The organism is Chromatiaceae bacterium, from assembly GCA_016714645.1.
Lineage (GTDB): Bacteria > Pseudomonadota > Gammaproteobacteria > Chromatiales > Chromatiaceae > M0108.
In genome coordinates, this window is the sequence record JADKCI010000005.1 from 349782 (window position 1) to 365745 (window position 15964).

The window sequence follows — 15964 nt, forward strand, 5'->3', positions numbered from 1 at the left end:
GACGGCGAAGTATAATCCGTTTATGCCCCCCCTGCCGCTACCCATGCCCTAGCGAGGCCTGACCCGGATGCCTGAAACGCCCGTGGCCGCCACCCGCCGCCTCCCCCTCCCCGACGAGCCCCTGGCCCTCGCGCTCCGGGTCCAGGCGTGGCGCCAGCAAGCCAGCGCTCGCCGCCATCGGCTGACCCTGGTCATCGCCGGCGCGGCGGCCTGGACCCGGGAGATGGCCGAGGCCTGCCTGTGGGACCCGCCTGGCACCGGGGTCTGGCTCGCCGATGGGCCCCTGACCCGGACCCACCAACCCCTGGCCGCTGGGCTCACCCTGCTGGGACGGGAACTGGATTATCTGGTGTATGACGCCCAGGCTGGTTTTGATCCCGACAGCTTTGGCGCCGCCACCGGTGCCTTGCGCGGGGGCGGCCTGCTCCTGCTCCTGACGCCACCCCTCCAGGACTGGCCCCGGCTGCCGGACACCCAGGCGCGACGCATCGCCGTCGAGGGCTACGCCCCCGCGGACCTCGGCGGCCGCTTTCTGGCGCGCCTGGCACGAGTATTGGTAAGCCAGGAGGGCCTGACCCTGATCGAACAGGGCCAGCCGTCATGGCTGACAGCGCCGCCCCCCCCGGCAGGCTACTCAGTGCAATCCCCGGCGCCCGCCTGCCCTGCGCCCAAGGATCCGGGAGCGACATGCCGCACCCCGGATCAAGCCGAGGCGGTCCAGGCTATTTTGCACACGGCCCGGGGCCGTGCCCGGCGCCCCCTGGTCATGGTCTCCGATCGCGGCCGGGGCAAGACCGCGGCCCTGGGTCTGGCCGCGGGCCAATTACTGGCCGAGGGCCTGCCGCGCATCCTGGTCACGGCCCCGCGCCTGGCCGCCGTCGCCCCCCTCTTCCACCATGCCGCCGCCTGGCTCCAGCAGGGCCGGATCCACGCCGATCGCATTGAGTTCGGCCAGGGCGAGATCCGCTTCCTGCCCCCGGATGCCCTCTGCCAGGGGTCCGAGCCCGCCGACCTGCTGCTGGTCGATGAGGCGGCCGCCATCCCGGCGCCCCTGCTGGAGCACCTGCTCGCCGCCTACCCGCGCCTGGTCTTTTCCTCCACTATTCACGGCTACGAGGGCACCGGGCACGGCTTCGAGGTCCGCTTCCGCCAGGCCCTCCAGCGTCTGACGCCCCACTACCGCCAAATCGAACTCCAGACGCCGATCCGCTGGGCGCCGGACGACCCCCTGGAGGCCCTCGTCGCCCGCGCCCTCCTGCTGGATGCCGCCCCCGCCGCTGCGGCGGACCTGGCGGACGCCAACCCCGCCAACTGCCAGCATGCCCGGCTCGACCGCGACGCCCTGGCGGTTGACGAGACCAGCCTGTCGCAACTCTTCGGCCTCCTGGTCCTGGCCCACTACCAGACCCGGCCCCTGGACCTGCGCCACCTCCTGGATGGCCCCAACCTCCAGGTCCAGGTCCTGAGACACCGGGGCCAGATCGCCGCCACCGCCCTGGTCGCCCGGGAGGGTCGCTTCCCCCCGGACCTGGCCCGCGACATCTACGCGGGCCGACGACGACCGCGGGGCCACCTGCTGCCCCAGACCCTCAGCGCCCATGCCGGCCTGGCCGAGGCCCCGCTCCTGAGTTGGGCGAGGATTCTGCGCATCGCCGTGCATCCCGCCGCCCAAGGCCGTGGCCTGGGCCGGCTCCTGGTGAGCAACATCCAGGACCAGGCCCGGGCCGAGCATCAGGATCTGGTGGGCGTCAGCTTTGGCGCCACCCGGGACCTGCTCGGTTTCTGGGCGGCCTGCGGCATGGCCCCCGTCCACCTGGGCACCCACCGCAACGCCGCCAGCGGCGCCCAGGCCGCCGTCGTCCTGGGCGCCCTGTCGGCGAGCGGCGAGTCACTGGCCCAAGGCGCCCGGGAGCGCTTTAGCCGCCGCCTGCCCGCCCACCTCACCGGCCCCTGCCGTGGCCTGGAGCCCGACCTGGCCGCCACCCTGCTGGCCATGACCGCCCCGGACTCACCCCCCGCCAGCGACGAGCCGGACTGGCGCGAACTGGCGGCCTTCGCCTTCGCCCAACGGCCCTTCGAGGCCAGCTATGTCTCCCTGCGGGCCTTGACGGAGCGCTACTTGGGGCCAGCGCTGAAGCAGGGCGAGATCAGTCTCATGCAAGCCATCCTCCTCGTCGTCCTCCTGCTCCAGCACCGGGATTGGGGCGAGGTCGCCCGGCTCACGGGCCTCGCCGGCCGGGCGGAGGTGATTCTGCGCGTGCGGGAAGTGACCGCCGCCTTGCTGGTGGCCCTGGGGGAGGCCGAGGGCCGCTAACGTCACCCTTACCGACCGGGCAACGGGCCCCAACGACCCCGTATCCGGGTGCCGGGACGCCTTTCCCCCTCCCGCCGTCCCGAATGAAAAATATTTTCTCGCCAGGCCCACCGCCTCTTTTATCGCCACATCCGCATTATCAAGAGGCTAGCGCACGAAATGTCGCTTTGTGTCGTAAATGACGTCCTTGCCAGCCGTCGGCCGGGGGTCTAACCTCACACCCTTGCCAGGCCGCCCGGCCGGCCACCCCCGACCATGATTCGCGACCGCCAGCCGCCAGGAGCCATTACCCATGTCCACTCATCCCGGTTGGTGGCGGCGAGGTTCAAAAACCCTCGGTTTCCTGGCGGCCTGCCTGCTGGTGCTGGCCGGTACCGGCCAGCACCCCCGGCCGGTCAGCGCCGCGGAACCCTATCCCGCCGCTTTCGATCCCTTCTACGACTTGCCACTGCCCCCAGCATGGCGGGATACCGCGGACTTCGCCGCGACTGCCGAGGCCTTGCGGGACCAGATCGCCACCGCCGGCCAGGCCCGGGTCCGGGTGGACCTGCGCCTACCCGCCGTCGAACCCGACCGCCTGGACGCGGCCCAAGGCGCCCAGTGGCAGCAAGACCAGGGGGCGACCGGGGCGGATTTGCTCGATAGCCTCCCCGATGGCAGTTTTCAGCGCCTGGAGGCGCGGCCCGGGATCAACACCCTCGTCCGGGCCGGCGCGGGAACCACGGTGGCGGACGGCGCGCCCGGTGCCCGGGACGACCCCACCGCCTTCGACGGGCCGGCGGCGGCCCACGCCGTCGGGCTACGAGCGCCAGGGGTCGGCGCGCCCAGCCTCACCCTGGAGGTGGGCGCGGCCGCGTTGGAGGGACTCATGGCCTCCGACTTAGTGGCCGAGGTGCAGGCTAGCGCTGGGAATGCTCGGATCGCTGCTGGGGATTGGCACAGCCTATATCTCAGGTTCGACGGCAGCCTCTGGGCTTGGGGCCGTAACGATTACGGGCAACTGGGCGACGGGACGACCACGAATCGTGCCACGCCCACCCAGGTTTTCACCGGGGTCGCCAACCTGGCCGCAGGGGCATATCACACCCTCGCCCTCAAGACCGACGGCAGTCTCTGGGCCTGGGGCGCGAACTGGTCCAGGCAACTGGGTGACGGGACGACTACGGCTCGTGCCACGCCCATCCAGGTCCTCACCGGCGTTGCCGCCGTCGCCGCCGGGAATAGTCACACCCTGGCCCTCAAGACCGACGGCAGCCTCTGGGCCTGGGGCGATAACTCTGTCGGGCAACTGGGCGACGGGACGACCACAGCTCGTGCCACGCCCACCCAGGTCCTTACCGGGGTCGCCGCCATCGCCGCCGGGGATATTCACACCCTGGCCCTCAAGACCGACGGCAGTCTCTGGGCCTGGGGCCATAACGATCTCGGGCAACTGGGCGACGGGACGACCACGAACCGAACCACGCCCACCCCGATCCTCACCGGGATCTCCGCCATCGCCGCCGGGTATTATCACACCCTCGCTATTAAGACCGATGGCAGCCTCTGGGCCTGGGGCTATAACGGCTCCGGGCAACTGGGCGACGGGACGACCACGGATCGTGCCACGCCCACCCAGGTCCTTACCGGGGTCGCCGCCGTCGCCGCCGGGGGTTACCACACCCTGGCCCTCAAGACCGACGGCAGCCTCTGGGCCTGGGGTGATAACTCTGTGGGGCAACTGGGCGACGGGACGACCACGGCTCGTGCCACGCCCACCCAGGTCCTCACCGGGATCGCCGACCTGGCCGCAGGGACAAATCACACCCTGGCCCTCAAGACCGACGGCAGCCTCTGGGCCTGGGGCTTTAACATTTACGGGCAACTGGGCGACGGGACGACCACGGATCGTGCCAGCCCGGTTCAGTTGACCGGCATCGCCAATGACCCCCCGCCCCCCCCCCCCCCCCCTCGGCGTTCAGGCCGTTTCGCCCACCGGTATCACCCTGGCCTGGACCGATACCAGCGGCAATGAGCTGGGCTTCCAGGTCGAACGCCGCAGTGGGGAGGACGCCTGGGCCCTGCTGGCGACCCTGGGGCCAATACGACCGGTTACGCCGATGCCGGTCTGAGCGAGACCGTTACCTATGGCTACCGGGTGCGCGCGCCTACAACACCGCAGGCGCCTCCGTTTACACCCCGGAAGTCACCTCAACCGTACTCCCCAGGGCGCCGAGCGGCTTGGTCGCGAGCGCCCAGTCCGACACCCGCATTGACCTGACTTGGACCGATAACAGCGCCGGCGAAACCGCCTATCGCCTCGAGCGCAAGACCGGCACCAGCGGCACCTGGGCCGAGATCTCCACCCTGGGGCCAAACCTAACAACCTATGCCGACACCGGTCTCGCGTCCCCGGGCACCTATGTCTATCGCGTCCGCGCCGCCAACACGGTGGGGTATTCCGGTTATTCCAACGAGGCGGCGGCGACGACCCTGATCCCGCCCAGCGCGCCCACTAACCTGACGGCCAGTGCCGTGTCCTCTACCCGCGTCCAGTTGATCTGGGAAGATCGGAGCGACAACGAGTGGGAATTCCAGATCGAGCGCAAGACTGGTGCTGGCGGCACTTGGGCCACCATCGCCACGGCGCCGGCCAATGCCATCCTCTATGCCGATAGCATCACCGCCCCCACGACGGACCTCGTTTACCGGGTGCGCGCCGCCAACGGGGCTGGTAGCTCCGGCTATTCCAACGAGGCGATGGTCACCGCAGCCGTGCAGGGGCGTCTCGCTGCTGGGTATTCCCACAGCTTGTATCTCGGGTCCGACGGCAGCCTCTGGGCCTGGGGCTATAACAATTACGGGCAACTGGGCGACGGGACGACCACCACCCGCACCACGCCCACCCAGATCCTCACCGGGGTCGCCGCCATCGCCGCAGGGGAAAATCACACCCTGGCCCTCAAGACCGATGGCAGCCTCTGGGCCTGGGGCTATAACTATTACGGGCAACTGGGCGACGGCACGACCACCAACCGCACCACGCCCCAGCAGATCCTTACCGGCGTTGCCAATATGGCCGCCGGGAGTTCTCACACCCTGGCTCTCAAGACCGACGGCAGCCTCTGGGCCTGGGGCAATAACACTTACGGGCAACTGGGCGACGGCACGACCACGAGTCGTTACACGCCCACCCCGATCCTCACCGGGATTACCGCCGTCTCCGGGGGGTATTATCACACCCTGGCTCTCAAGACCGACGGCAGCCTCTGGGCCTGGGGCTATAACACTTACGGGCAACTGGGCGACGGGACGACCACCACCCGCACCACGCCCCAGCAGATCCTTACCGGGGTCGCTAACCTGGCCGCCGGTGGTCATCACACCCTGGCCCTCAAGGCCGACGGCAGCTTCTGGGCCTGGGGCAATAACGAATTCGGGCAATTGGGCGACGGGACGACCACGAACCTTGCCACGCCCACCCAGGTCCTCACCGGGGTCACCAACCTGGCTGCCGGGCAATATCACACCCTGGCCCTCAATACCGAGGGCAGCCTCTGGGCCTGGGGCTATAACTATTTCGGGCAACTGGGCGACGGGACGACCACGGATCGCACTGCGCCCACCCAGGTCCTCACCGGCGTTGCCGCCATCACCGCCGGGTTTTATCACACCCTGGCCCTCAAGACCGACGGCAGCCTCTGGGCCTGGGGCTTTAACATTTACGGGCAACTGGGCGACGGGACGACCACGGATCGTGCCAGCCCGGTTCAGTTGACCGGCATCGCCAATGACCCGCCGCCCGCCCCCACCCACCTCGGCGTTCAGGCCGTTTCGCCCACCGGTATCACCCTGGCCTGGACCGATACCAGCGGCAATGAGCTGGGCTTCCAGGTCGAACGCCGCAGTGGGGAGGACGCCTGGGCCCTGCTGGCGACCCTGGGGGCCAATACGACCGGTTACGCCGATGCCGGTCTGAGCGAGACCGTTACCTATGGCTACCGGGTGCGCGCCTACAACACCGCAGGCGCCTCCGTTTACACCCCGGAAGTCACCTCAACCGTACTCCCCAGGGCGCCGAGCGGCTTGGTCGCGAGCGCCCAGTCCGACACCCGCATTGACCTGACTTGGACCGATAACAGCGCCGGCGAAACCGCCTATCGCCTCGAGCGCAAGACCGGCACCAGCGGCACCTGGGCCGAGATCTCCACCCTGGGGCCAAACCTAACAACCTATGCCGACACCGGTCTCGCGTCCCCGGGCACCTATGTCTATCGCGTCCGCGCCGCCAACACGGTGGGGTATTCCGGTTATTCCAACGAGGCGGCGGCGACGACCCTGATCCCGCCCAGCGCGCCCACTAACCTGACGGCCAGTGCCGTGTCCTCTACCCGCGTCCAGTTGATCTGGGAAGATCGGAGCGACAACGAGTGGGAATTCCAGATCGAGCGCAAGACTGGTGCTGGCGGCACTTGGGCCACCATCGCCACGGCGCCGGCCAATGCCATCCTCTATGCCGATAGCATCACCGCCCCACGACGGACCTCGTTTACCGGGTGCGCGCCGCCAACGGGGCTGGTAGCTCCGGCTATTCCAACGAGGCGATGGTCACCGCAGCCGTGCAGGGGCGTCTCGCTGCTGGGTATTCCCACAGCTTGTATCTCGGGTCCGACGGCAGCCTCTGGGCCTGGGGCTATAACAATTACGGGCAACTGGGCGACGGGACGACCACCACCCGCACCACGCCCACCCAGATCCTCACTGGGGTCGCCGCCATCGCCGCAGGGGAAAATCACACCCTGGCCCTCAAGACCGACGGCAGCCTCTGGGCCTGGGGCTATAACTATTACGGGCAACTGGGCGACGGCACGACCACCAACCGCACCACGCCCCAGCAGATCCTTACCGGCGTTGCCAATATGGCCGCCGGGAGTTCTCACACCCTGGCTCTCAAGACCGACGGCAGCCTCTGGGCCTGGGGCAATAACACTTACGGGCAACTGGGCGACGGCACGACCACGCATCGATACACGCCCACTCAGGTCCTCACCGGCGTTGCCGCCATCACCGCCGGGGGTTACCACACCCTGGCTCTCAAGACCGACGGCAGCCTCTGGGCCTGGGGCTATAACACTTACGGGCAACTGGGCGACGGGACGACCACGCATCGATACACGCCCACTCAGGTCCTCACCGGCGTTGCCGCCATCACCGCCGGGGGTTACCACACCCTGGCCCTCAAGACCGACGGCAGCCTCTGGGCCTGGGGCTCTAACACTTACGGGCAACTGGGCGACGGCACGACCACGCATCGATACACGCCCACTCAGGTCCTCACCGGCGTTGCCGCCATCACCGCTGGGGGTTACCACACCCTGGCCCTCAAGACCGACGGCAGCCTCTGGGCCTGGGGCTATAACTATTACGGGCAACTGGGCGACGGGACGACCACCACCCGCACCACGCCCCAGCAGATCCTTACCGGAGTCGCCGCCATGGCCGCTGGGAGTTCTCGCACCCTGGCCCTCAAGACCGACGGCAGCCTCTGGGCCTGGGGCTCTAACGCTTACGGGCAACTGGGCGACGGGACGACCACGAATCGTGCCAGCCCGGTTCAGTTGACCGGCATCGCCAATGACCCGCCGCCCGCCCCCACCCACCTCGGCGTTCAGGCCGTTTCGCCCACCGGTATCACCCTGGCCTGGACCGATACCAGCGGCAATGAGCTGGGCTTCCAGGTCGAACGCCGCAGTGGGGAGGACGCCTGGGCCCTGCTGGCGACCCTGGGGGCCAATGCGACCGGTTACGCCGATGCCGGTCTGAGCGAGACCGTTACCTATGGCTACCGGGTGCGCGCCTACAACATGGTGGGCGCCTCCGCTTACACCCCGGAAGTGACCGCGACCCTGCCGCTCAACGCGCCCAGCGGCTTGGTCACGAGCGCCCAGTCCGACACCCGCATTGACCTGACCTGGACCGATAACAGCGCCTGGGAAACCGCCAATCTGGTGGAGCGCAAGACCGGCACGGGCGGGACCTGGGCCCAGATCGCGACCCTGGCACCCAACGTCACCACCTATGCCGACACCGGTCTCGCGTCCCCGGGCACCTATGTCTATCGCGTCCGCGCCGCCAACACGGTGGGGTATTCCGGTTATTCCAACGAGGCGGCGGCGACGACGATCAATGCGGCGCCAACTCAGCTCACCGCGACCGCCCAGTCCGACACCCGCATCGACCTGACCTGGACCGATAACAGCGCCTGGGAAACCGCCAATCTGGTGGAGCGCAAGACCGGCACGGGCGGGACCTGGGCCCAGATCGCGACCCTGGCACCCAACGTCACCACCTATACCGACACCGGTCTCGCGTCCCCGGTCACCTATGTCTATCGCGTCCGCGCCGCCAACACGGTGGGCTATTCCACCTATTCCAACGAGGCGGCGGCCACCCCCTGGTACATTCCCAACGCGCCGGCCAGCCTCACGGCCAGTGCCGTATCCGCGACCCGCATCCTGCTGATCTGGGAAGATCGGAGCGACAACGAGTGGGAATTCCAGATCGAGCGCAAGACTGGTGCTGGCGGCACTTGGGCCACCATCGCCACGGCGCCGGCCAATGCCATCCTCTATGCCGATAGCATCACCGCCCCCACGACGGACCTCGTTTACCGGGTGCGCGCCGCCAACGGGGCTGGTAGCTCCGGCTATTCCAACGAGGCGATGGTCACCGAGCGGCGCCTTGCTGCTGGGTCTGATCACAGCTTGTTAATCGGGTCCGATCGGAACCTCTGGGCCTGGGGCAATAACACTTACGGGCAACTGGGCGATGGCACGACCACGCGTCGTTACAGGCCCACCCAGGTTCTTACCGGCGTTGCCGCCATCACCGCCGGGTTATATCACACCCTGGCCCTCAAGACCGACGGCAGCCTCTGGGCCTGGGGCTATAACGGCTCCGGACAACTGGGCGATGGGACGACCACCGCCCGCACCACGCCCCAGCAGATCCTTACCGGCGTCGCCGCCGTCGCCGCCGGGGGTTCTCACACCCTGGCCCTCAAGACCGACGGCAGCCTCTGGGCCTGGGGCTATAACGGCTCCGGACAACTGGGCGACGGGACGACCACCACCCGCACCACGCCCACCCAGGTCCTCACCGGCGTTGCCGTCATCACCGCCGGGGGTTCTCACACCCTGGCCATCAAGACCGACGGCAGCCTCTGGGCCTGGGGCTCTAACACTTACGGGCAACTGGGCGACGGCACGACCACCACCCGCACCACGCCCCAGCAGATCCTTACCGGCGTCGCCAACCTGGCCGCCGGGGGTTCTCACACCCTGGCCCTCAAGGCCGATGGCAGCCTCTGGGCCTGGGGCAACAACGAATTCGGGCAACTGGGCGACGGCACGACCACCACCCGCACCACGCCCCAGCAGATCCTTACCGGCGTCGCCAACCTGACCGCCGGGGGTTCTCACACCCTCGCTCTCAAGACCAACGGTAGCCTCTGGGCCTGGGGCAATAACGAATACGGGCAACTGGGCGACGGGACGACCACGGATCGTGCCACGCCTACCCAGGTCCTCACCGGGGTTAGCGCCATAGCCGCCGGGAGCTCCCACACCCTGGCCATCAAGACCAACGGCAGCCTCTGGGCCTGGGGCAATAACTATTATGGGCAACTGGGGGATGGGACGACCGCGGATCGCACCAGCCCCAGTCAGGTGACTGACCGTCCGCCAGCCCCCACCTACCTCGGCGTCCAGGCCGTTTCGCCCACCGGTATCACCCTGGCCTGGACCGATACCAGCGGCAATGAGCTGGGCTTCCAGGTCGAACGCCGCAGTGGGGAGGACGCCTGGGCCCTGCTGGCGACCCTGGGGGCCAATGCGACCGGTTACGCCGATGCCGGTCTGAGCGAGACCGTTACCTATGGCTACCGGGTGCGCGCCTACAACATGGTGGGCGCCTCCGCTTACACCCCGGAAGTGACCGCGACCCTGCCGCTCAACGCGCCCAGCGGCTTGGTCACGAGCGCCCAGTCCGACACCCGCATTGACCTGACCTGGACCGATAACAGCGCCTGGGAAACCGCCAATCTGGTGGAGCGCAAGACCGGCACGGGCGGGACCTGGGCCCAGATCGCGACCCTGGCACCCAACGTCACCACCTATGCCGACACCGGTCTCGCGTCCCCGGGCACCTATGTCTATCGCGTCCGCGCCGCCAACACGGTGGGCTATTCCACCTATTCCAACGAGGCGGCGGCGGCGACGATCAATGCGGCGCCAACCCAGCTCACCGCGGTCGCCACGTCCGACACCCGCATCAACCTGACCTGGACCGACAACAGCGCCTGGGAAACCGCTCATCTGGTGGAACGCAAAACCGGCACCAGCGGCACCTGGGCCCAGATCACGACCCTGGCACCCAACGTCACCAGCTACGGCGACACCGGCCTTGCCGCTCCGGTCACCTATGTCTATCGCGTCCGCGCCGCTAACCTGGTGGGGTATTCCGGTTATTCCAACGAGGCGTCGGCGACGACCCTGATTCCGCCCAGCGTGCCCACTAACCTCACGGCCAGTGCCGTGTCCTCTACCCGCATCCAGTTAATCTGGGAAGACCGCAGCGACAATGAGTGGGAATTCCAGATCGAGCGCAAGACCGGTGTGGGCGGCACTTGGGCCCCCATCGCCACGGCACCGGCCAATGCCGCCGGCTATGCCGACACCGGCCTGACCGCGGCCACCCTCTATGTCTATCGGGTCCGCGCCAGCAACGGCGCCGGGGCTTCCCCGTACTCCAACGAGGCCAGCGCCACCAGCCTGGATCAGGCAGCCCGGCCCCGCGTCGCCGCCGGTGAGTCCCATAGCCTGACCCTGGAGGGGGATGGCCGCCTCTGGGCCTGGGGCGCGAACGGGTACGGGCAGCTAGGCGATGGCACCACCACCAGCCGCACCCAGCCGGTGGCGATCCTGAGCAGCATCACCCAACTGGCCGCCGGCGCCAACCATGCCCTGGCCGTTACCAGCACGGGGCGGCTCCTGACCTGGGGCCTCAATGACCAGGGCCAGTTGGGCGACAACAGCACCAGCAACCGCCCCACCCCGACCGAGGTCCTGACCCTGGTCAGCGCCGCGGCGGGCGGCACTCGCCACAGCCTGGCCCTCAAGAGCGACGGCAGCCTCTGGGCCTGGGGGGCCAATAGCCTCGGCCAACTGGGCGATGGCACCACCACCAGCCACCTGGCCCCGGTGCAAATCCTGACGGGCATGGGTGGCCTGGCGGCGGGCGGCACCCATTCCCTGGCCCTGACCACCGATGGCCGCCTGTTGGCCTGGGGCGCCAATACCTATGGCCAGCTCGGCAATGGCACCACCACCAACAGCCACAACCCGGTGCAGGTCATGAGCAACGTCGCCGCCCTGGCCGCCGGCAGCGAGCACAGCCTGGCCCTGCGTAACGACGGCACCCTCTGGGCCTGGGGCCGTAATCAGTACGGCCAACTCGGAGACGGGGGCAGCGTCAACCGGTCGAGCCCCTATCAGATCCTGAGCGGGGTGGCCGCCCTCGCCGCTGGCGCCAACCACGGCCTGGCCATCACCACCGACGGCCGCCTGCGGGTCTGGGGCCTCAATAGCGCGGGCCAACTCGGCAACGGCACCACCGCCAACAGCGCGACCCCGGTCGAGATCCTCACCGGGATCGCCACGGCGGCGGGCGGCGGCGCTCACTCCCTGGCCATCCGGGACGACGGCACCGTCCTGGCCTGGGGCAATAACACCGACGGTCAGATCGGCGATGGGACCACAACCCAACGGACGAGCCCGGTCGTGGTCACGGGGTTCGGCAATGCCCTGACCCCGCCCGCCCCCTCCTCGCTGGCGGCGACGGCGGCCTCCGCCGTGCGCATCGACTTGACCTGGCGGGACAACAGCGGCAACGAGACCGGCTTTCAACTCGAACGTAAGATCGGGGCGGGCGGGACCTGGGCCCTGCTGGCCACCCTGGGGGCCAATGCCACGGCTTACGCTAACACCGGCCTGACGCCCGCGACGACCTACGTCTATCGCCTGCGCGCCATCAATGGGGCCGGGGCCTCCGGTTACACCAACGAGGTCACTCGCGCCACGCCGGCCTTGCCCGTCGCCCCCGCCAACCTGACGGCGACGGTGGCCAACGCCGCGGTCATCACCCTGACCTGGCAGGACCGGAGCAGCGACGAGGCGGCCTTCGCCATCGAGCGCCAGGAGGGCGCGGCGGGGGACTGGATACCGCTCACCACCCCGGCCGCCAATACCACCGCCTATGCCGACATCAGCGTGTCCGAGCAGCGGCTCTACCGCTACCGGGTGCGCGCTACCAACTGGGCCGGCCCCTCGGCCTGGTCCAACGAGGCCAGCGCCACCACCCCCGCCTTGCCCTTGGCGCCCTCTGACCTGACGGCCACCCAGACCACGGCCACGCGCATCGACCTGAGCTGGCGGGACAACAGCAGCGACGAGGATGGCTTCAAAATCGAGCGCCAGAGCACCGGAACCGAAACCTGGACCCAGATCGCTACCGATGTGGCCAATACCACCCGCTATGCCGACACGACCGTCACGGCGGGTCCTACCTATCGTTATCGGGTACGGGGTTATAACTGGACGGGGGATTCGCCTTACTCCAACGTGGCCGGGGCGAACTTCCAGATTGCCGTCACCGCCACGGCGGGGGCCAACGGCAGTATCAGCCCGGCTTCGCGCAGCGTTGACTACGGAACAACTACCACCTTCACCGTGACCCCCGACACCGGCTACAGCGCCAGCGTTACGGGCTGCGGGGGCAGCCTGGTCGGCACCACCTACGCCACCGGTCCCATCACCGCCGCCTGTACGGTCAGCGCCACCTTTACCCTGAACAGCTACACCATCACCGCCACCGCCGGGGCCAACGGCACCATCAGCCCGCCCAGCCAGACGGTGGCCCACGGCGCCACCACCAGCTTCACCGTCACCCCCAATACGGGTTACCGCGCCAGCGCCAATGGTTGTGGGGGCAGTCTGTCCGGCACCACCTACACCACCGGCGCCATCACCGCCGCCTGTACGGTCAGCGCCAGCTTTACCCTGAACAGCTATACCGTCACCGCCACGGCGGGGGCCAACGGCAGTATCAGCCCAGCTTCGCGCAGCGTTGACTACGGAACAACCACCAGCTTCACCCTCACCCCCGACACCGGCTACAGCATTGGCACGGTAAGTGGCTGCGGCGGCAGCCTGGCCGGCACCACCTACACCACCGGTCCCATCACCGCCGCCTGTACGGTCAACGCCACCTTTACCCCGATCAGCTACACCGTCACCGCCACGGCGGAGGCCAACGGCAGCATCAGCCCGCCCAGCCAGACGGTGGCCCATGGCGCCACCACCAGCTTCGCCGTCACGCCCGACACCGGCTACAGCATTGGCACGGTAAGTGGCTGCGAGGGCAGCCTGTCCGGCATCACCTACACCACCGGTCCCATCACCGCCACCTGCGCGGTCAGCGCCAGCTTTGTCCCGGTGGTCATCACCGTGGCCGCCAGCGACAAAACCGCCACCGAGGCCGGGCTCACCACCGGGCGATACACCATCACCCGCACCGGCGACACCGCCGCCGCCCTCACCCTCGGCTATACCCTGACCGGCACCGCCACCAGCGGTAAAGATTACCTCGCCCTCGGCACCAGTGTCGTCATCCCCGCCGGCAAGACGCGGATCACCAAGGTCCTCAAGCCCAAGCAGGATACGCTGCAGGAGTTACCCGAGACGGTCGTCCTGACCCTGAACCCCAGCCCGAACTACGCCGTGGGTAGCCCGGCCAGGGCCACGGTGACGATCACCAGCGATGAACCGGTGACCCAAACCGTCAGCGTCAGCGCCTCCGATGCCACCACCACCGAGGCCGGCCTGACCACCGGGCGCTACACCTTCACCCGCGCGGGGAGCATTGCCGCCACCCTGACGGTTAACTATGGCGTCAGCGGGACCGCCACCGCGGGCCGCGACTATACGGCGCTGGGCACCAGCGTCAGCTTCCCGGCCAACGTGGCCAAGGTCACTAAGACGGTTACCCCGCTCCAGGACAGCCGGGTGGAGATCGACGAAAGTATTATCCTGACCTTGGTCGCGGGCACGGGTTATGCCGTGGGGACGTCCGCCAGCGGGACGGTCATCCTGAAGAGCGACGATTAGACCCCGGGGGCCGGCTAGGGAGGGGCCGATCGGAGGGAGCGAGGGGCCGTAACGACGGCCTCGCCAGGGAAGGCATCCCCAGGAAGGGGCTCACCACGGATGACCCGCCGGAGGGTGAGCGCCCCTACGCCGATGCGCTCGGCCAGCATCTCGCGCGACCAGCCTTTGCGGAGGCGGCCTTCCTCGATCAGGCTACCCAGGAGCTGGCTTATATGACATAGGACCGCAGGGGCTCGATGCCATTGAAGGCGATAGAGGCATAGGTGGTGGTATAGGCCCCGGTGCCCTCGATCAGGACCTCGTCCCCGGGGACCAGCGAGACGGGCAACGCATAGGGCGTCTTTTCGTACAGGATATCCGCCGAGTCGCAGGTGGGGCCGGCCAGGATGCAGGGGGTAGTCGGATCACCATCGCGGGCGGTATGGATGGGGTAACGGATCGCCTCGTCCAGGGTCTCGATCAAACCACCAAACTTGCCGATATCGAGAAAGACCCAGCGCAGGGGGTCATCCTCCGCCTTGCGCGACACCAGGACGACCTCGGCCTTGATGAGGCCCGCATCGCCGACCAGGCCGCGGCCCGGCTCGATGATGGTTTCCGGGAACTCATCGCCGAAATGACGCCAGAGGGCCTGGTTGATGGCGCGGCCATAAGTCTCCAGGGCGGGTATGGCCGTCAGGTAGTGCGCCGGAAAGCCACCGCCGAGATTGACCATGCGGGGCCGGATGCCGTGGTTGCCCAACTCGTGGAAAATGGTGGCGACCGCCGCCAGGGGCATGTCCCAGGCGTCCGGATTGGGCTGCTGGGAGCCGACATGAAAGGAGATGCCATAGGCATCGAGGCCCAGGCGATCGGCCTCGATGAGCACCCCCACGGCAAGATTCGGGGCACAGCCAAATTTGCGGGACAGAGGCCATTCGGCGCCGACGCACTCCGAAAGAATCCGGCAAAAGACCCGCGCCCCCGGGGCGGCGCGGGCGATCTTCTCCACCTCCTCCCGGCAGTCAACGGCAAAGAGGCGGATACCCCGGGCATGGGCCGCGGCAATATCCGCCTCCTTCTTGATGGTGTTGCCATAGGAGATGCGCTCCGGGGTGGCCCCGGCGGCCAGGGCCATGTCAATCTCGGGGACGCTGGCGCAGTCGAAACAGGAGCCCAGCTTGACCAGCAGTTCCAGGAGTTCCGGCGCCGGGTTGGCCTTGATGGCATAAAAGAGACGGCTGTCAGGCAAGACGCGGGCGAAGGCATGATATTTCACCCGTACAGACTCCCGATCAAGGATGAGGCAGGGGCTGGGTGGGTGCTGGTCGAGAAGGAATTGGCGGATGCGGTTGAGCATGGGTAAATAACGGGTCGCGGCGTGAATACGGCCGTATAGCGTACTAGGCCATCCGCCGCTTCGCCAATCGCGCGAAGAGGTCCTTGGCTGCCGCAATCCGCCTGATCG

General features: G+C 68.2%; 5 protein-coding genes and 6 pseudogenes. 9 read left to right on the top strand and 2 right to left on the bottom strand.

Annotated elements, in window-relative coordinates; genetic code table 11:
- The first annotated feature begins 67 nt into the window (after positions 1 to 67).
- The 9 genes and pseudogenes from IPN92_18195 (at position 68) to IPN92_18235 (ending at position 14517) form a co-directional block, all read left to right on the top strand.
- Positions 68 to 2314, top strand: coding sequence for a tRNA(Met) cytidine acetyltransferase (locus IPN92_18195; protein MBK8640117.1), 2247 nt, complete (start codon positions 68 to 70; stop codon positions 2312 to 2314).
- 868 nt (positions 2315 to 3182) lie between these two features.
- Positions 3183 to 4328: a hypothetical protein gene (locus tag IPN92_18200; protein ID MBK8640118.1), complete on the top strand. Its 1146-nt coding sequence runs from the start codon at positions 3183 to 3185 to the stop codon at positions 4326 to 4328.
- A pseudogene (locus IPN92_18205) lies at positions 4325 to 4765 on the top strand (fibronectin type III domain-containing protein). Before IPN92_18200 ends, IPN92_18205 begins: the two are co-directional and overlap by 4 nt.
- Positions 4766 to 5053: 288 nt before the next feature.
- A pseudogene (locus IPN92_18210) lies at positions 5054 to 6070 on the top strand (RCC1 repeat-containing protein).
- An 827-nt stretch (positions 6071 to 6897) separates the two neighbouring features.
- Positions 6898 to 7929 (top strand): annotated as a pseudogene (locus tag IPN92_18215) (RCC1 repeat-containing protein).
- Between the two features lie 228 nt (positions 7930 to 8157).
- Positions 8158 to 9999, top strand: a pseudogene (locus IPN92_18220) (RCC1 repeat-containing protein).
- 255 nt (positions 10000 to 10254) lie between these two features.
- A pseudogene (locus IPN92_18225) lies at positions 10255 to 11103 on the top strand (fibronectin type III domain-containing protein).
- 933 nt (positions 11104 to 12036) lie between these two features.
- Positions 12037 to 12969, top strand: a pseudogene (locus IPN92_18230) (fibronectin type III domain-containing protein).
- A gap of 945 nt (positions 12970 to 13914) precedes the next feature.
- Positions 13915 to 14517, top strand: coding sequence for a hypothetical protein (locus IPN92_18235; protein MBK8640119.1), 603 nt, complete (start codon positions 13915 to 13917; stop codon positions 14515 to 14517).
- Between the two features lie 14 nt (positions 14518 to 14531).
- Here IPN92_18235 and IPN92_18240 read toward each other — a convergent pair whose 3' ends face one another.
- Both IPN92_18240 and IPN92_18245 read right to left on the bottom strand, forming a co-directional pair.
- Positions 14532 to 14729 (bottom strand): helix-turn-helix domain-containing protein, encoded by a 198-nt coding sequence (locus IPN92_18240; protein MBK8640120.1) that lies wholly within the window; start codon positions 14727 to 14729, stop codon positions 14532 to 14534.
- Positions 14726 to 15856 (bottom strand): type III PLP-dependent enzyme, encoded by a 1131-nt coding sequence (locus IPN92_18245; GenBank protein ID MBK8640121.1) that lies wholly within the window; start codon positions 15854 to 15856, stop codon positions 14726 to 14728. The genes IPN92_18240 and IPN92_18245 overlap by 4 nt, the downstream gene beginning before the upstream one ends.
- Positions 15857 to 15964 lie beyond the last annotated feature (108 nt).